This window comes from Jeotgalibacillus aurantiacus, assembly GCF_020595125.1.
Lineage (GTDB): Bacteria > Bacillota > Bacilli > Bacillales > Jeotgalibacillaceae > Jeotgalibacillus > Jeotgalibacillus aurantiacus.
In genome coordinates, this window is record NZ_JACNMS010000002.1 from 367,530 (window position 1) to 385,388 (window position 17,859).

Here is a 17,859-nt window from a genome sequence, read left to right on the forward strand (position 1 = left end):
TTATTCCTCCTCCGAAACCATGATTGACTCATTCTCTAAAATATTCTGGTTATCTTCAAGACCAAACGCGACGTGGGATTCAATCCACCTTCTGCGCGGCTCTACTTTATCCCCCATCAAAGTGGTCACTCTGCGTTCCGCTCTTGCACCATCATCGATTCTAACGCGGATCAGCGTCCTCGTAGCGGGATCCATGGTTGTTTCCCAGAGCTGGGAAGCATTCATCTCACCAAGTCCTTTGTAACGCTGAAGCATATAACCTTTCCCGACCTTTTTTGTAACCGAACCGAGTTCATCATCTGTCCATGCATACTCAATTACTTCTTTCTTCCCGCTTCCCTTACTTACCTTGTACAGTGGCGGCAGGGCAATATACACTCTTCCAGCCTCCACAAGCGGTTTCATGTAACGGTAGAAGAATGTCAGAAGTAAGACCTGAATATGTGCACCATCCGTATCGGCATCGGTCATGATGACAATTTTATCGTATTGAACATCATCCAGATTAAAATCAGCACCTACACCTGCACCGATTGCATGGATAATCGTATTAATCTCTTCATTTTTAAATATATCAGCAAGCTTGGCTTTTTCAGTGTTGATGACTTTTCCGCGGAGCGGCAGGACTGCCTGAAACTTCCTGTCACGTCCCTGCTTTGCACTTCCACCGGCAGAATCACCCTCGACGAGATATAATTCGTTTTTAGCCGCATTCCTTGACTGGGCAGGTGTCAGCTTTCCGGAAAGAATTGTATCTGACTTTTTTCTTTTCTTTCCATTACGTGCATCTTCCCTGGCTCTTCTTGCAGCCTCCCTCGCCTGTTGTGCACGAATCGCCTTTTTGATTAACAGTGTGCTGATCTCCGGGTTTTCCTCCAGAAAATAGAGCAACTCTCCTGCAATAATGCTGTCAACGGCAGACCTTGCCTCTGTTGTTCCAAGTTTACTTTTGGTCTGTCCTTCAAATTGCAGAATTTCTTCTGGAACCCTGACAGAAATGACACTTGCAAAACCTTCTCTGATATCTGACCCTTCAAGGTTTTTATCTTTTTCCTTCAGGAGATTTACTTTTCTCGCGTATTCATTAAATACACGGGTGACTGCTGTTTTTGCACCTGCTTCATGAGTCCCGCCATCTTTGGTTCTTACATTATTGACAAAGGACAGAACGGTTTCAGAAAACCCGTCATTGAACTGAAAAGCAAATTCCGCTTCAATGCCGTTCTGTGAGCCTTCAAATGACACGACCGGGTGGAGCGTATCTTTCTCTTCGTTAAGGTACGAAACAAATGCTTCAATTCCTGTATCGAATTTAAACGTTTCTTTGTTGCCGTCACGCTTATCCTCAATATCAATTGTAAAACCCTTCAGTAAAAAAGCACTTTCTCTAAGCCGTTCACTTAACGTCTCGTAATTAAAATGAGTGACACTAAAAATCGATGGATCCGGCTTAAAGTGAATATAAGTTCCGGATTCTTTTGTTTTACCGGCTTTCTCAAGCGTCGTTACCGGCTTACCGCCTGATTCAAACCGCTGCTTATAAATAAAACCATCACGGTAGATCGTTACCTCTAGCCATTCAGATAGTGCATTCACAACTGAAGCACCGACACCGTGCAGGCCTCCACTCGTTTTGTATCCACCCTGTCCAAATTTTCCGCCTGCATGAAGAACGGTAAAAATGACTTCTGGAGTCGGCTTGCCCGACCGGTGAATTCCGGTAGGCATCCCCCGTCCGAAATCCCGGACAGAAATACTGTCATCCTCATGAATTTTCACGTCAATTCGTTCGCCATACCCGCCGAGTGCTTCATCGACGGAATTATCTACAATCTCATATACCAGATGGTGAAGTCCTCTGGCATCAGTTGAACCGATATACATCCCGGGACGCTTTCGTACTGCTTCAAGTCCCTCGAGCACCTGGATGGCATCGTCGTTATATTCCATCATTGCTTTTTTAGCCACAAATAATTCCCCTTCCAACCGTACAAACAGGTGTTCGTTTTTCTTTATTATAGCATATTTCACCTGGTTCCCATCATATTCTATCCTTTTTCTATGATTGATTTCAAATGCATCTTACATCTTTTCATTCCTTTATGCTCCTTTTTTCGAGGATCTTTAACTTATTTTAAACATAATTTTTATCTCGTTGACATAAAAAACGGAACTGACGCAATTGCGTCAGTTCCACTCTTTTAAGATCTGGTCAGACTGTGTTCAACCTTGATACACCGGTCCATAATGACGGTACGGCCTGCTGATTCGACTTTACGGAATACTTCCTCATCCACCACGCCAAGCTGCGTCCAGAAAACAGGTGCATCAGATTTTAGAAAATCCTCTGCAAGTTCCGGTAAAAATACCGATCGTCTGAAAACATTCACAATATCAATTTTACCTTCAATTTCTGACAGGTTCTTCACTGCCTTAACACCTAAAGCTTCTTTAATCATCGGATTGACAGGAATAATTTCGTACCCCGCTGCCTGCATCGCTTCAGATACTCCGTATGATGTTCTTGACGGATCATCACTTAAACCGATCACTGCAATTCTTTTTGATGTGTCCAGAATTTCTTTGATCTGTTCTCTTGATGGATTATTGATCATCTTGATCCTCCTATTCAATTAAACCTTTCTCCATTAAAAACTCCTCTGCAACGGTTGCATAGTCATCTCCGTCTATATCAACCCGGGCGTTCATGGCCTGCATATCTTCTTCCGTAATCTGACCTGCAAGGCCGCTCAGAACTTCTTCGAGTTCAGTATACGTTTCAAGTACTTCCTGTCTGACTACAGGGACTGCATCATATTTAGGGAAAAACCCCAGATCATCTTCAGTCGTCTGGAGATTAAAGCGCTCGATACGACCATCAGTTGTAAAAGCAGGGATCACGTCTACCTCACCATTTTGCACAGCTTCATACATGATATTTGCATCAAAGCTTTCTGTAGCAGCAAACTCATAGCCATAAGCTTCAACCAGGGCATCGTATCCGTCACCCTGCCTCTCGTAAAAGGCGTGTGGTGCACCGAAGGTCAGGTCACTTGAAATCTCTGCAAGGTCCGAATACGTTTCTGCTGAAAAATCAGCATCTTCCGCAAAAGCCATCGTATAGTCATTGGCAAATCCTAAAGGCTCAAGCCAGGTAATCTCATACGCTTCTTCATATCCTGTACGGACCCTTTCAAGAATACTCTCACTGGATTCTCCTTCTTCTGCCTGTTCACCCAATACCGCTTCAAGGCCTGTACCCGTATATTCCACGTACATATCAATATCACCGTTTTCAAGCGCCGGCTGAAGAATGGCCACCTCTCCAAGTCCTTGCTGCAGGTCCACTTCGTAATCAGAATGATGTTCAATGTACATTTCGAGAATATGCGGCAGAATATACTGTTCCGTCCACGGTTTACCGGATACAACAATCGGATCAAGGTCTGATCCACTTCCGGAATCCGATCCGCATGCTCCTAAGATTAATGTTGATGAGATTGTGATTAATACAGCTGTTTTTTTCATATGCTCACGTCCTATTCTTCAATTAGTCCTTTTGATTGTAAAAATTCCTCGGCAACGGTACGGTAATCATCTCCGTCAATATCAACACGTGCATTCATCTCCTGCATTTCCTCATCTGATATCTGTCCGGCAAGTCCGTTAATGACCTCTTCAAGCTCCGGATAATCTTCAAGGATGTCCATTCTGACAATCGGAACAGCGTCATATTTCGGGAAAAATCCCAGATCATCCTCAGTCGTAACGAGATTAAAGCGCTCGATACGGCCATCTGTTGTAAATGCAGGTATGACATCGACCTGACCGGTTCTCACCGCATCATACATAATACTTGCATCAAAGCTTTCTGCAGACATAAATTCATAGCCATAAGCCTCTACTAGCGCATCATAACCGTCTCCTTCACGCTCATAAAAAGAGTGTGGTGCGCCGAAGATCAGCTCATTACTGACTTCTGCAAGCTCTGTATAGGTGGTTGCCGTAATGCCGGAATCTGCTGCATAAGCCATTGTATAGCTGTTTTCAAATCCCAAAGGCTCAAGCCAAGCCACTTCATAGCGCTCCTCGTAACCTTCCCTTACTCTCTCCAGAATGGATTCACTTGATTCACCCTGGTCTGCTTTTTCATTCAGCACTGCTTCAAGCCCTGTTCCGGTATATTCGACATACATATCAATATCACCATTCTCAATGGAAGGAGTCAGAATGGCCACCTCTCCAAGTCCTTCTTCGAGCTCAACTTCATAATCTGAATTACCTTCGATATAAAGCTCAAGAATATGCGGGAGTATGTATTGCTCTGTCCATGGTTTTCCTGCCACAATAATCGGCTCATCCGCACTCCCCGATGTATTACCACATGCCCCCATGACAAATGCTGATGATGCGATTACCATTCCAGATGCTGTTTTTGACCACTTTTTCATTCCGTCACCCCTATTTTGATTTCAACCCTTTTGGCGTTGTTTTTTTCTCAAGTATTTTTAAAACAAAATCAAACAACAGCGCAAGCAGGGCAACCGGAATCGCACCAGCAAGCACAAGGTTATTGTTATAAGATTGCAGGCCTCTCCAGATGACATCACCCAGACCTCCCGCGCCGACAAACGTTGCGAGTGTCGCCACACCTACTGTAAGGACAGTTGCAGTCCTGATTCCGGCCATCAGAAATGGCAGTGAAAGCGGCAGTTCAATCTTAAAAAGAATCTGGCTGCCCGTCATCCCCATCCCTTTTCCTGCTTCAATCACGCCCTCGTCCACTCCGGTTATGCCGGTATATGTATTTCTTAAAATCGGAAGAAGGGCATAAATAATTAAAGCAATTAATGCTGTTTCAAAGCCGATTCCCAAAATCGGAACGAGAAAACCGAAAAGAGCCAGACTAGGAATGGTCTGAAAAACGGCAGTGATGCCAATATAAAACTCAGCAACCCTCTGATTACGTGATATAAAGATGCCAAGAGGAAGGCTGATCAGGATGGCAATAAAAATGGCAGTAAAGGATAAATACAAATGTTCAAGTGTACTCTCAATAATTAAGTCCTGTCTCTGAATAACGGTATCGAAAAATGACTGTATCATCGTTTCACCTCCTCACGATCAATGCCTGCAAGCACTGCAAGGAGGGTGTTTTTTTCAACTGTTCCAACAGGGTCACCATCATCAGTGACAGCTACATGGTCAAGCCCGTGTTTAAGCATAAACCGCACTGCTGATTGCAGGGACTCTTTTTTATCTAATGAGTGCTGGCTGGTTATGTCTGATATCATTGATGATTCAACAAATGAGGCAATACTCTGTTGTGAGGGATTAGACATGTGTGTTTGAATCCGTTCTTCTCCGATAAAAGACCGGACAAAATCATTTGCAGGATGTTCAACAAGCTCCTGAGGTGTAGCAATCTGCTCAATGACCCCGTCTTTCATCACGACAATTTCATCCGCAATTTTCAGTGCTTCATCCATGTCGTGCGTGACAAAAACAATTGTCTTCTTAATGGATGACTGCAGCTGTTTTAATTCTTCCTGCAGCTGTTCCCTGCTGATTGGATCGAGTGCACTGAACGGTTCATCCATTAAAATGATAGGCGGTTCACCCGCAAGCGCTCTGACTACGCCGACACGCTGCTGCTGTCCACCGCTCAGCTCAAGTGGATAACGCTTCTTATAAATGTCCGGCTCAAGGCCGACAAGTTTCAGAAGTTCATCGACGCGTTCCATGTACTCATTTTTCTTTTTGCCTTTCAGCTTCGGGATCAGGCCTACATTTTCCTCAATTGTCATATGGGGAAACAGCCCAATCCGCTGAATGACATAGCCAATATTCCTTCTTAATTCCACCTCACTGACCTGACTCGTATCCTTTCCGTCGATTTCGATGGTTCCGGAAGAAATACTGATCAGCCGGTTAATCATCTTCATTGTAGTCGTTTTGCCGCAGCCGCTTGGACCAATCAGCGCTACAAGCTTACCTTCTTCAATATGTAAGTTCATGTCTTTAATGGCTTCTGTGCCATCTTCAAAGGTTTTTGAAACATTTTTAAATACAATCATAGATCTACCCCCAATTTCATTCTTTTTTTCTTAATTCCCTAGTAAAAACGTCATAAACATTTTTTATCGTTTTTTGTCGGTGTTTGTATTATTATTTTTCGAGAAAAGAAACTTGAAGAAATTTTTATCGTTAGTACCGGGCTTTTCATGATAAAATAGACCATATGAACTTCACTTGAATAAGACGGTTTTACTTAGTGGTTCTCATACATAAATATGGATTAATAAGTGAATTTACATGAATTTCACGGTAAGATAAGGGGATTATTAAATGGAATTTGTTGTTTTGTTTCTTGCAGCATACATAATCGGGTCCATCCCGTCCGGTCTCTGGATAGGGAAAGCATTTTTCAAGAAGGATATTCGAAATTTTGGCAGTGGAAATTTAGGGGCAACCAATACCTTCAGAGTTCTCGGCAAAAAAGCAGGTGCCATTGTAACGGTCATGGATATTCTTAAAGGGACCGCAGCTACCTTATTACCGCTGGCTTTTGACCGTCCTGAGCTGATGCTTTATGCCGGAGCGGTTTCCGTCATAGGTCATATTTTCCCTATATTTGCAGGCTTCCGTGGCGGTAAAGCAGTTGCAACGTCTTCTGGTGTTCTTCTTGGTTATGAACCATTGCTATTTGTGCTCGTGGTCTTATGTTTTCTGATTGCACTTAAAATCAGTAAATACGTCTCACTTTCCTCAATGATTGCAGGGCTGTTTGCAATCGTTTACTGCCTGATCTTTCCGAAAGATCTTATTTTGTTTATAATTGTGGCGATCATGGCAGGGTTTGTCATTATCAGACATAAAGATAATATTATAAGGATCAAAAACGGAACTGAACCGAAAATAAAATGGATGTAGGGAGCCTCTCTCCCTACATCCATTTTTTCGTTTTAATGATGAGGAAACACCGATTCCCCGATAAAAATAAATAAGACAGCAGCTGCTCCAAGCAGTGTGAGACTCGCCAGCCATGCTGTACGGTTTTTATCTTTCAACACGATCAGGACCGTATAAATGACAGCTGCGACAGCAATTGCTATGAATGCTTCTATCCAGTAAGATGACTCAACCTGAAGCAGCGTTTGTAACGCCATTCCAGGAAAAATGAACAGGCCGATCCATAAAAATAATTTTCTTTCCATCAAAACACCCTTTCTTTGTATGTCAGTCATGATTACATTATAATGAACCAAACTCAGGTTTTAAAGGAAGGAGCGTAAACATATGAATATCTCGCTATCTGATGATGTCATTGAATGGTTCAAAAAAGAAATGCAAATTGACGAAGGTGAGCACGTACGATTTTTTGCACGGTATGGAGGCTCCAGTAAGGTTCAGGAAGGTTTCTCGCTGGGTGTCAGTAAAGATGAGCCTGTAGAACCGGCAGCAGAAACCGAGAAATCAGGTATTCACTTCTTTATTGAGGAAAAGGATATCTGGTATTTTGACGGCCACGACTTAAACGTAAGCTACAGCAGTAAATCGGATGGTCCTGAATACGATTATTCTAAGGAGTAAAAAGCAACACAAAGGCGTTTACTGATCAGTTTATACAATGATTTATCAACACAGGGTCATTCTTTCGGAATGACCCTGACTTTATTCTGCTGATTTTCATTCTGCCGTGACTATTAAATGGATCTAACGCCGTTTCAGGTTGAACCGGCTAATATGCTGTTCAAGCCCCTCTTTTTTTAGAATCTCGTACTGGATGTCACCAATCAGGTCAAAATGTGAATAGCCATCTATCCTTTGGTGAATCCATTCTTTCTTCAGATTATATTTTCTTCCCCATTCAGCAAGATCTTCCAGATTTTTGCCTCCTGCTTTCGTTACGGTTTTCATATGCTGAAAACGGTCATCGAGCCAGTAGTGGGTAAGAAATGCGATTTCTCCCTGATCAATTTTGCTCTTCCACTCTGTGATTTCCTCACGTTTGATGCCAAAAGCCATGCTGTTTCACCTTCTTAGCTATTTTATACCCGAACTGCCAACTGCCTGTTTTTTATGTTGTTCACATGCTTCATGCCATTCAGGAAAATATTTTTTCACTGAGATGGGACGAAAATTTTCTTTCTTAACACAAACGTGTTTCGTTAATCCGGTAGCAGCAACCTGTCCGTCCTCCGTTACAATTTCGTAAGCGTAATGAGTTCTGAGACCGTCGTAGTGATCCATCCAGGTGCGAATCACTGCTTTTTGTCCATATCTCACAGGTGTTTTATACGAAATGTTCACATCCATGACCGGGGCAAGAATTCCCGCATCTTCCATTTCCGCATACCTGAAGCCCATTTCCTCTATTAGTGACGTACGTCCAATTTCCATCCAGATTAAGTAGTTAGCATGATAAACGACGCCCATCTGATCCGTTTCAGCATACCGGACTTCTATGGTTTTTTCAGCTGTTAGCATTTTATGTATACACCCTTTCAAATTTCTATAGCCCTATTATAACGCACGATGTCCACAGGCAAAATAAAAGCACCCTATCCACCAGGACAGAATGCGATCTGCATTAATTTTTCTGACCGAATGCCAGCCATCTTTTTTCAAGCTTTTCTTCTATCAGATCCATTTTGACGGGATCTTTTTGAATGTCAGACCGATTCTCTGCCATCAGTTCCTGAAATGTTTTTCCTTTATTGCGCATGAAGTGCACCTCCTCATTACAGTATGACACTGATTAGGGAGGAATAAACATAAATTGATTGAAAATTTTAATTTTTTGCATAATGTTTCTATTTTGTGAATTCATTAGATGTGTGTTTAATTAAAGATTGTAATTAACAACCGGGGCATGACCATCCTGCGCTTTCCTTTGTTTAGCTGCGGCGACTAGCCCCTCGAGGTCATAAGTCAAAGATGAACGTGGGCAAAGTACAGCCCTCTTTTCATCTTCGCCTTATGCTTGTCGGGGCTGGACGAGTCGCCTCCGCTTTTCTAAGGCCGCGCGGTGAGCCAACTAGTGCTCCGCACTACGTTGTCTCACCTGTCGCTTCTCTGCCGCAGGAGTCTTCGGATGAGGCAGGCCCTCTGTTACATTAAATATGTGTGTTTTCGGACATCGTTGTTAAGTCTCACAGGAGTCTACAGGTGGTACCTGCCCCCTTGTCTGGTATGTAGGAAAATCAAAAAAACACCTGCACTGGTGATCAGTGCAGGCATTTTTTGGTTTAATGATTAAACAGTCAGTTTGTCGCGAAGGACCATGCGCAGGATGCCGCCGTGTCTGTAGTAATCTACTTCCACTTCAGAATCGAAACGTGCCAGAACTTCGAATTGTTTAACTGTACCGTCTTCAGATGTTGCTGTTACTGTCAGGATATCACGCGGTTTCACATCGTTTGTGATGTTTACTGCAATGGATTCTTTTCCTGTTAAACCAAGTGTTTCAGCGCTTTCTCCCTTTTTAAACTGCAGAGGAAGTACGCCCATGAATACAAGGTTTGAACGGTGAATTCTTTCATAGCTTTCTGCGATAACCGTTTTAATACCAAGCAGATTTGTACCTTTTGCTGCCCAGTCACGGGATGATCCCATGCCGTAGTCTTTTCCGGCCAGTACAACAAGACCTGTGCCTTCTTCCTGATACTTCATGCAAGCATCATAGATTGGCATGATTTCACCGGTTGGCCAGTGAGTTGTAAATCCGCCTTCAGTTCCAGGTGCGATCTGATTACGGATACGGATATTGGCAAATGTACCACGCATCATAACTTCGTGGTTACCACGTCGTGATCCGTAAGAGTTGAAGTCGCGGATTTCGACGCCGTTTGCGCGCAAGTATTTTCCTGCAGGCGTATCTTTACCAATCGCTCCGGCTGGAGAGATATGGTCCGTTGTTACAGAGTCACCAAATTTACCGACAACGCGAAGCTCTTTAAGCTCTTCAATGTCTGATGGGTGTTCTGTAAGGCCTTCAAAGAATGGCGGGTTCTGGATGTAAGTTGAATCGTTAGAGAATGCATAAAGCGCATCATCGTTTGTTTCAATTTCGTTCCATCTTTCGTTATTGTCAAATACACGCTCATATTCTTCACGGAACAGTTCAGGTGTTACAGTTGCTTTCACAATTGCATTAACTTCTTCTGTTGTTGGCCAGATGTCTTTCAAGAAGATGTCCTGACCGTCTTTTCCTTTTCCAATCGGATCGTTCTGAAGGTCAATATCAACCGTACCGGCAAGTGCATAAGCTACGACAAGCGGCGGAGATGCCAGGTAGTTTGCACGCACAAGCGGGTGGATACGTCCTTCAAAGTTACGGTTACCGGAAAGAACAGAAGATACAAGAAGATCACTATCTGAAATTGTTTTTTCAATTTCAGGAAGTAATGGACCTGAGTTTCCGATACAAGTTGTACAACCGTAACCTACAAGATCAAATCCTAATTTCGCCATTGGCTCAAGCAGATCAGCGTCGCGCAGGTAGCCTGAAACGACCTTTGATCCAGGAGCCAAAGAAGTTTTTACGTACTTTGGTACTTCCATGCCAAGCTCAACCGCTTTTTTAGCGACAAGTCCGGCACCAAGCATAACGTAAGGGTTTGATGTGTTCGTACAGCTTGTAATTGCAGCAATCGCAATCGCACCTGTCTTCATTGGTGCAACGTCACCATTGTTGAATTCAACAACTGCTTCTTTGTTGATTTCTTCTTTTTCAAGACCGAAGCCCTGAACGCCTTCTTTTGCAGTAAGTGCTTTATGGAATTCCTTCTGCATGTGAGACAGTGGAATCAAATCCTGTGGACGTTTTGGACCGGACAGGTTTGGTTCAACAGCAGAAAGATCAAGCTCAACCACGTCTGTGTATGTCGGATCTTCTTTATCAGCAGTGAAGAACATATCGTTACGAGTTAAGTATTCCTTTACTACGCTGATATCTTTATCATCACGGCCCGTTAAACGCATGTAATCAAGTGACTCTTCATCTACCGGGAAGAATCCGCAAGTTGCTCCGTACTCAGGTGCCATGTTGGCGATCGTTGCACGGTCAGCAAGCGGAAGGTTTGAAACGCCTTCACCGAAGAATTCAACAAACTTTCCTACAACACCCTTTTGACGAAGAACCTGCGTTACTTTCAGTGCAAGGTCTGTTGCTGTCGCACCTTGTGGAAGGCGGTTCGTCAGACGTACACCGATTACTTCAGGAATCGGGAAGTATGATGGCTGTCCAAGCATGCCTGCTTCAGCTTCAATACCACCTACACCCCATCCAAGAACGCCGATTCCGTTGATCATTGTTGTATGGGAGTCTGTTCCCACAAGCGTATCAGGGAAGGCAATTGTTTCACCTTCAGCATTTTCAATCGCGTGAACGACATTTGCCAGATACTCAAGGTTTACCTGGTGAACGATTCCTGTTGCAGGTGGAACGGCACGATAGTTATCGAATGCTTTTTGTGCCCATGAAAGGAACTGGTAACGCTCAGCATTACGTTCGAATTCAAGGTCCATATTAACCTGAAGCGCGTCAGGTGTTCCGTACTTGTCGACCTGAACAGAGTGGTCAATAACAAGATCAACCGGGATTTCAGGGTTGATTTTGTCAGGTGATCCACCCATTTTTGACATCGCATCACGCAGTGAAGCAAGGTCTACAACAGCCGGTACACCTGTAAAGTCCTGAAGGATTACACGTGAAGGCTTAAATGGAACCTCTGATTCAGACACATCTTTTGATCCCCAGTTTGCAAGGTCACGGATGTGATCTTCTTTGATGACTCTTCCATCATATTGACGTAATACAGATTCAAGAAGTACACGGATTGAATAAGGAAGCTTAGCGATTTTCGTAAGTCCTTTTTCTTCCAGTGCTTTTAATTCATAATAATGATAGCGTTTACCTTCAAGCTCAAAAGATTTCTTAGCCTGAAATAAATCCTGGTTTGCCATCTGCTTTTCCCCCTCTAAAATAAATGATCAAGCGACGTTATGTAACTTTTTTCGCACAATTCAATCTTAATATAACTAAGTTCATAAGTAAATATCAATAAAGTTATGTTATTTGATAAGAATAAGTTATCGTAAAGTGAAAATACCAAAACATGGTGCTCAAAAAGACTATTCAGACAAGTTTTTTAATCAATAAGGTCTCGATAGTTTCCGAAATGAGTGCTTTATTGATATAACTTTAACCCTTTACTGCATTCATTAATAAATGGCCAATATGAATAAGCCAATGTTCGTTACCTTTAGGTGCCATGATCTGAACCCCTATTGGCATTCCATTTGACGCCTGGTGGATCGGAAGACTGATGGCGGGCTGACCCGTTAAATTTGCCAGCTGCGTATAAGGCGTATACGTTAAGCTCGGCTCAAACATTTCATAGATCAGGTGCTGCTGTACTGCTGAAGATAATGAACCGATTTGCTTCAACCGCTCTGTCATTTCCTCCGAATGCTTCAGCCCGCCAATTTTCGGGGCAATATGTGCAGCTGCAGGTGTAACATACAAGTCGTATTTTTCATGAAATTGATGTATGACGGCTGAAGCCTGATCCCACGCAGCCAGACTCCGGCTGAACTCACCTGCTGAAAGCTTTAACCCGGCCTGTGACAGCGCCCATGATTCAATTTCCATATCTTCATGTGTAAGGTTTCTTCCAAAAGCTTGCTCTAAATTATGTATAAGTGAGGCCATTTCTCCTGAATTCATTAAATAGTACTGTTCAATCAGCTGTTTCCCATCAATTTGAGGCACAGCTTCCTCGCACTCAAATCCCGCTTCTTCAAGCAGCTTAACCGTTTTATAAACGGCTTTTCTTGCTTCTTCACTCACGGGCGTTCCAACAGGAGAATCCGTTGAGAAGGCTACTCTGTATTTTCTATTCACATTCATTGCATTTAAATATCCGGACTCATAAAGCGGAATATGAAATGCAGCTTCCTTTTGAAAAACCTGCATACTGTCAAGCAGCTGAGCGGTGTCTCTGATTGATTTGGTCAAAAAGAAATCAATGGCTGCCCCCTGCCACTGCCTGCCGGTTCCCGGTCCAACAGGAACCCTGCCTCTTGAAGGTTTTAGACCAATCAGCCCGGTAAAGGAAGCTGGAATTCTGATTGAACCACCACCATCACTTGCTCCGGCAACCGGCACCATTCCGCTGGCAAGCGCTGCTGCTGCACCGCCGCTGGATCCACCCGGAGAGTATTCATGGTTCAGTGGATTTTTCGATGCTCCGTGTAATACCGGCTCTGTGATATTTTTCAACCCGAATTCAGGTGCATTTGTGTGCCCGAGAATGATAAATCCCGCATCTTTCAACCTTCTTACAAAATGGCTTGTATGCGCTGCTTTATTTTGAGCAAGGAGTTTCGATCCGGCAGTTGCAGGTGACCCTTTTACATATTGAGACATATCCTTTAACAGGATAGGCACCCCGCCAAATGGAGCGGTCACATCAGCGTTTTCCGCTTCGATCCTTGCCTGCTCTATCCTGAGGTGGGTGACTGCATTTACAAAAGTGTTTTCTTTCAGAATTACTTCGTATGCTGTTTCCGTCAATTCACGTGGTGATACCTGATTTCCCTTTACAAGTGCGGCTAATCCAGTTGCATCAAAGTTCTTAAATTCTTCCGGCTTCATTTTGTTCAGCCTCCTATTTTGGCGCCCTAAAACCTGCTTGTTCTGCCTCTTTTTCTGAACAGAACCAGACTTCAGGTATTGTCTGCTCATAGTAAGCAGATTCAGGCGTATGATAAATTTGATCTCCCTGCGAATTAATATTTCCTTTGATCTCACACCCATTACTTTCAAGCGGACGATCTTCTGCACTTTGATAATCTTCAATAGACCATATACCAACGCCCTCAGACTTCGCTTTTTCTTCGATTGCCCGGAATTCATCCACATATCTGGTGTTTGGGGGATAAACCGCTATTCTGGCAAGGCCTTCTTCCAGAAGCTTTTTATTAAACATTTCATCATCGTGCCAGACATAAGCTAGTAAACGCCCATAACGGTCTCTTTCAGACACATCAAGTTCCAGTTCAACCCGCTCACCTTCAAGTCGTGAAGTAAATTCAGAAGCTTCGGGTCCATACGGCTGGACGCCAAGTGAAGGATGTTTTGTTTCAGGTGTATCAATCAGCAGTAGACGGATTCTCTCTTCAGAACCGTCATCGAACTGCACATCGAGGGTGTCCCCATCTACGACATATGTTACTTCTCCTGATAATGATTCTTCACTGCACGATGATAAAAGCACCCCAGCTGTCAATATCCAACACTTTTTCATCGATTCTCCTTTTTATGGATGTTTTTGTTTGTAATCCTCATAAAACCCGAGGACATCTTTTACATACTGGTCACTCCTGTTATATAAAAAGATGGCTCTTTCCAGTTCCCCGTCTGCAGCGCCGTTTTGGGACAAATAATTCGCAGCGCTGAATACAGCATCTTCAAGATTATAAGGGTCTGCAACGCCATCCCCATCCGCATCCACACCGTAGCCGCCGTAGTAACCGATTGCTTCAGGATCTGTCAGTTCCTCAACAGGTATATCTCCTTCTCCGAGTCCTTCACAGCTCGGATGAGTCCACCCGATAAATGTACAAGGCATAAATTGCATATGCCCCTCAGCGCCAACCGGGGAAACGAGTGTCTCCATGGATGAAAAGCGTGTTTCGACACGGTGGTGTGCAGCAAGCAATCTCCAGTCCACTCCATAGGTTTCTTCTGCTCTTTTATATATCGGTATGTTTTCTTCGGGTATTTTCAGTTCCACAGGAGCCCCGCTCTGCTCAAGCATATCAAGTGTTTTACCTTTATATTCATCGTTGCTGAAAATCATAAAGACCGCTGTAAAAAAGATCACGACGGATCCTGAAAGGAATGTCAGTGCTATTTTACGCCTTCTGGTCTTTTTCTTCTTAGATGTCTTAGCCATACTGACAACCTCTGCTTTCTTCAATCTCATACATTACCTTTATCTATTGTAACGAATCCTTAGACGGCTGAACAGGAATTGCCTGTCTGGACGTATTCTTTTTTTCACGGATGATTCCGTTCAGCTTCCTTAATGAACGCACCATCTGTTCAATTTCCGGCTGTGAAATATGTATATAGTAATCATTCACCATCTTCTCATGAAAGTCTTTAATTCTACGGGCAAACATTCTTCCTTTAGGGCCAAGATAAATGATCGTCTCCCTTTTATTCTCAGGGTTCTGCTCCCTCTCTATAAATCTATCTTTTTCAAGTCTGGCAACAACCTGGCTGACTGCACTTTTTGAAACGCCGAATTCCCTTGCAATCTCAATGGCAGTGACAGGACCCTTTTCGATACAAAACAATAAGTATGTCTCTGATTGAGGTGTAAGGTCAAATTGATTCAGCGTTTTTAAATCATCCGTTAATAAATGACTCATTTCGTCAAAGGATGCAAGCAGTTCTTTGACTGATGTTTCAAGAGATTTCATGATACCAGCCACCTCTCTTGCTTATAGTTAAGTTTACTTAACTTAACTATATCGACAAATCCTTTCCTAATCAAACAAAATTCTGATCCATCTCATAAAATGTGCTGCTTTTCTGTTAACTCGCTTAGTCATTTACGTTAATAAAAAAAGCCTCAATCACGCACGATTGAGGCTTTTTAGATCTTTTTATTTTGAGACAGATTCAGCATCTGTTTTTACTGGAATAGCTTTTTTAGCTTTCGGTTTTATCATCAACCCAAGCTCTTTTCTTTCTTTATTCAACGCTTTATAGGTTGAAATCATCATGAGTATCATGACAAATGAGAATGGTAATGCTGCAACAATCAGCGCATTTTGCAGCGCCTGCAATCCACCTGAGAATAGTAGAATAACCGCAACTGAAGACTGTGCAAGCCCCCACGTAAGCTTTACTGTGTTTGGCGGATTAAGAGAACCGTATGTCGTTTGCATCCCAAGCACAAATGTAGCTGAGTCTGCAGATGTGATAAAGAACGTGCTGATAAGCAGTACAGCGATCACTGAAAGAATGGCTCCAAACTGATATTCATTAAATACAGCAAACAGCACTTCCTCTGTTAATAATCCTGTTAAGTCTGTTCCATTCTGCTGAACATTAATGGCACTCGTTCCGAATACCGCAAACCATAAAAAGCTGACTAACGACGGCAGTACAAGGACACCTGCCATAAATTCACGGATCGTTCTGCCACGTGATACACGGGCAATAAAAATACCGACAAATGGTGACCAGGAAATCCACCATGCCCAATAAAAAATGGTCCAGGCATTAATCCAGTCACGATTCCCTCCATCAAGCGGAGCTGATCTGAAGCTCATCTCCAGCAGGTTCTGAGCATATAGACCAAGTGAATTAGTAAATAGGTTTAAAATCAGCAATGTTGGTCCTATTACAAGCATAATGACTAAAAGTGCAACTGCCAAAATCATGTTTGTGTTAGATAAATAACGGATTCCTTTACTTAAGCCGGACCAGGCTGAAATCATAAATAACACCGTTACGACTGCAATAATCACTAATTGAACCCCAAAGCTGTTATCAATGCCGGTAAGATAGGATAGACCACCGTTGATCTGGATCGCACCGAAACCGAGTGTTGTTGCTACACCCACGACTGTTGCAAATACAGCGAGTACGTCAACAACAACTCCCCATCCTCCCCGCATTCTTTCACCGAATAGCGGAACCAATGTAGCTGAGATTAAGCCGGGTTCATTTTTACGGAATTTAAAATAAGCAAGGGCTAACGCAACAACCGCATAAATGGCCCATGCATGAAGACCCCAATGGAAGAAAGTATATTGCATAGAATCGCGGAGCGCCTGGTCACTGCCTGCTTCTGCAAGTGGAGGATCACTAGCAAAATGCAGCATTGGCTCTGCTGCACCCCAGAATACAAGTCCAATTCCCATTCCGGCGCTGAACAGCATAGCAAACCATGTGCTGGTAGAATACTCCGGACGTTCATCCGGTTTTCCAAGACGAATCTGTCCAATCGGAGTAATTGCTAAAACAATACAGAAAATAACCATCACGGTTACAATAATTAAGTAATACCAGCCGAATGTTGATGAAACAAAGGCCTGCGCATTGGCGGTTGCTTCTTCAAAGCTTCCTGGTGCAGCAATGGCATAAATTACTGCAGCCAATACGATCGCAAGTGTAATCCAAAACACACTGGATATTTTTTTCATTTTCAATCTCCTTTCTTATTTTGTATGAAGGACTATAGATGTATACCCAAATCCCCGGTAAAAAAACACGTTTATTACGGTAACATACGGTTTTTACTGATTGCAAGTAATATTTGTAACCTTATATAGGTAATTAATCTTATATATGGAATTAAAAAGAGATCTGATAATGGAATCAGATCTCACTTTACTTCAATCATTATAAATTTATTCATTGTCATCTTCTACATTAGAAGTCTCCATATTTACTGCTGGTTGCTCGGGGATCTGAGGCTCTAACGGTTGGGTAATCGACTCTTCCTTTTCCTCACTTTCGTAAACCTCATTCACTTTCGTCTCTTCATCAACGTTTTGACGCACCGGCACATCTGACTTTGTGTCAGTTTGCTCAGGTTTTTCGTCTGTATTAACGGGGGTCTGCTGATCCTCGCCTCCGGATTCTTCTGCAGGCTGTTCAGTTTCCTGGTTCGCTTCAAGTTCCAAAGCCTCTGCCGGCTCCTGTTCTGCTTCAGGAAGCTGATTTGTATGATCCTGTCCCGTCCATAAAATGAGAATCACACTGCATACGCTCGCAATGAGGGCTGTTGACATGAAAGACAGTAAAATCCATTCTTTTTTTATCATCGT

General features: G+C 43.1%; 19 protein-coding genes. 2 read left to right on the plus strand and 17 right to left on the minus strand.

Going from position 1 to position 17,859, the window contains the following annotated elements; all coding sequences use genetic code 11:
- The 6 genes from parE to H7968_RS06695 all read right to left on the minus strand — a co-directional run bounded on the left by parE (nucleotide 1) and on the right by H7968_RS06695 (nucleotide 6,077).
- Nucleotides 1–1,953 (minus strand): DNA topoisomerase IV subunit B, encoded by a 1,953-nt coding sequence (gene parE, locus H7968_RS06670; protein WP_227395894.1) that lies wholly within the window; start codon nucleotides 1,951–1,953, stop codon nucleotides 1–3.
- Nucleotides 1,954–2,201: 248 nt separating this feature from the next.
- Nucleotides 2,202–2,612, minus strand: a complete 411-nt coding sequence (locus H7968_RS06675) for a CoA-binding protein (RefSeq protein ID WP_227395895.1) — start codon at nucleotides 2,610–2,612, stop codon at nucleotides 2,202–2,204.
- A 13-nt stretch (nucleotides 2,613–2,625) separates the two neighbouring features.
- Nucleotides 2,626–3,528, minus strand: coding sequence for an ABC transporter substrate-binding protein (locus H7968_RS06680; RefSeq protein ID WP_227395425.1), 903 nt, complete (start codon nucleotides 3,526–3,528; stop codon nucleotides 2,626–2,628).
- 11 nt (nucleotides 3,529–3,539) lie between these two features.
- Nucleotides 3,540–4,451, minus strand: coding sequence for a glycine betaine ABC transporter substrate-binding protein (locus tag H7968_RS06685; RefSeq protein ID WP_227395426.1), 912 nt, complete (start codon nucleotides 4,449–4,451; stop codon nucleotides 3,540–3,542).
- A gap of 10 nt (nucleotides 4,452–4,461) precedes the next feature.
- Nucleotides 4,462–5,103 carry an ABC transporter permease gene (locus H7968_RS06690; RefSeq protein WP_227395896.1) on the minus strand — a complete coding sequence of 214 codons (642 nt, stop codon included), beginning with the start codon at nucleotides 5,101–5,103 and terminating at the stop codon, nucleotides 4,462–4,464.
- A complete protein-coding gene (locus H7968_RS06695; protein WP_227395427.1) occupies nucleotides 5,103–6,077 on the minus strand; it encodes an ABC transporter ATP-binding protein in 975 nt (324 codons plus the stop codon). The genes H7968_RS06690 and H7968_RS06695 overlap by 1 nt, the downstream gene beginning before the upstream one ends.
- A gap of 271 nt (nucleotides 6,078–6,348) precedes the next feature.
- On the opposite strand from H7968_RS06695, the gene plsY reads away from it, so the two are divergent.
- Entirely contained in the window at nucleotides 6,349–6,933 is a 585-nt protein-coding gene (plsY, locus tag H7968_RS06700; protein WP_227395428.1) for a glycerol-3-phosphate 1-O-acyltransferase PlsY, read from the plus strand.
- Between the two features lie 32 nt (nucleotides 6,934–6,965).
- Here plsY and H7968_RS06705 read toward each other — a convergent pair whose 3' ends face one another.
- Nucleotides 6,966–7,217: a hypothetical protein gene (locus tag H7968_RS06705; protein WP_227395429.1), complete on the minus strand. Its 252-nt coding sequence runs from the start codon at nucleotides 7,215–7,217 to the stop codon at nucleotides 6,966–6,968.
- Between the two features lie 82 nt (nucleotides 7,218–7,299).
- Here H7968_RS06705 and H7968_RS06710 point away from each other — a divergent pair, with 82 nt between their 5' ends.
- Nucleotides 7,300–7,593, plus strand: coding sequence for a HesB/YadR/YfhF family protein (locus H7968_RS06710; protein ID WP_227395430.1), 294 nt, complete (start codon nucleotides 7,300–7,302; stop codon nucleotides 7,591–7,593).
- A 123-nt stretch (nucleotides 7,594–7,716) separates the two neighbouring features.
- Here the strand turns inward: H7968_RS06710 and H7968_RS06715 are convergent, their stop codons facing one another.
- The 10 genes from H7968_RS06715 to H7968_RS06760 form a co-directional block, all read right to left on the minus strand.
- Nucleotides 7,717–8,028: a hypothetical protein gene (locus H7968_RS06715; RefSeq protein ID WP_227395431.1), complete on the minus strand. Its 312-nt coding sequence runs from the start codon at nucleotides 8,026–8,028 to the stop codon at nucleotides 7,717–7,719.
- An 18-nt stretch (nucleotides 8,029–8,046) separates the two neighbouring features.
- A complete protein-coding gene (locus H7968_RS06720) occupies nucleotides 8,047–8,490 on the minus strand; it encodes an acyl-CoA thioesterase (RefSeq protein WP_227395432.1) in 444 nt (147 codons plus the stop codon).
- 103 nt (nucleotides 8,491–8,593) lie between these two features.
- Nucleotides 8,594–8,728, minus strand: a complete 135-nt coding sequence (locus tag H7968_RS06725) for an FbpB family small basic protein (protein WP_166805758.1) — start codon at nucleotides 8,726–8,728, stop codon at nucleotides 8,594–8,596.
- A gap of 530 nt (nucleotides 8,729–9,258) precedes the next feature.
- A complete protein-coding gene (gene acnA / locus H7968_RS06730) occupies nucleotides 9,259–11,970 on the minus strand; it encodes an aconitate hydratase AcnA (protein WP_227395433.1) in 2,712 nt (903 codons plus the stop codon).
- 238 nt (nucleotides 11,971–12,208) lie between these two features.
- Nucleotides 12,209–13,663, minus strand: coding sequence for an amidase (locus H7968_RS06735; RefSeq protein WP_227395434.1), 1,455 nt, complete (start codon nucleotides 13,661–13,663; stop codon nucleotides 12,209–12,211).
- A 13-nt stretch (nucleotides 13,664–13,676) separates the two neighbouring features.
- Nucleotides 13,677–14,315: a thermonuclease family protein gene (locus H7968_RS06740; RefSeq protein ID WP_227395435.1), complete on the minus strand. Its 639-nt coding sequence runs from the start codon at nucleotides 14,313–14,315 to the stop codon at nucleotides 13,677–13,679.
- Between the two features lie 12 nt (nucleotides 14,316–14,327).
- A complete protein-coding gene (locus H7968_RS06745; RefSeq protein WP_227395436.1) occupies nucleotides 14,328–14,966 on the minus strand; it encodes a lytic transglycosylase domain-containing protein in 639 nt (212 codons plus the stop codon).
- Between the two features lie 43 nt (nucleotides 14,967–15,009).
- A complete protein-coding gene (locus tag H7968_RS06750; protein WP_227395437.1) occupies nucleotides 15,010–15,498 on the minus strand; it encodes a MarR family winged helix-turn-helix transcriptional regulator in 489 nt (162 codons plus the stop codon).
- Nucleotides 15,499–15,684: 186 nt separating this feature from the next.
- On the minus strand, nucleotides 15,685–17,232 hold the full coding sequence (locus tag H7968_RS06755) for a glycine betaine uptake BCCT transporter (RefSeq protein WP_227395438.1): 1,548 nt from the start codon (nucleotides 17,230–17,232) through the stop codon (nucleotides 15,685–15,687).
- Between the two features lie 207 nt (nucleotides 17,233–17,439).
- Nucleotides 17,440–17,856: a hypothetical protein gene (locus H7968_RS06760; protein WP_227395439.1), complete on the minus strand. Its 417-nt coding sequence runs from the start codon at nucleotides 17,854–17,856 to the stop codon at nucleotides 17,440–17,442.
- Between the last annotated feature and the right edge of the window lie 3 nt (nucleotides 17,857–17,859).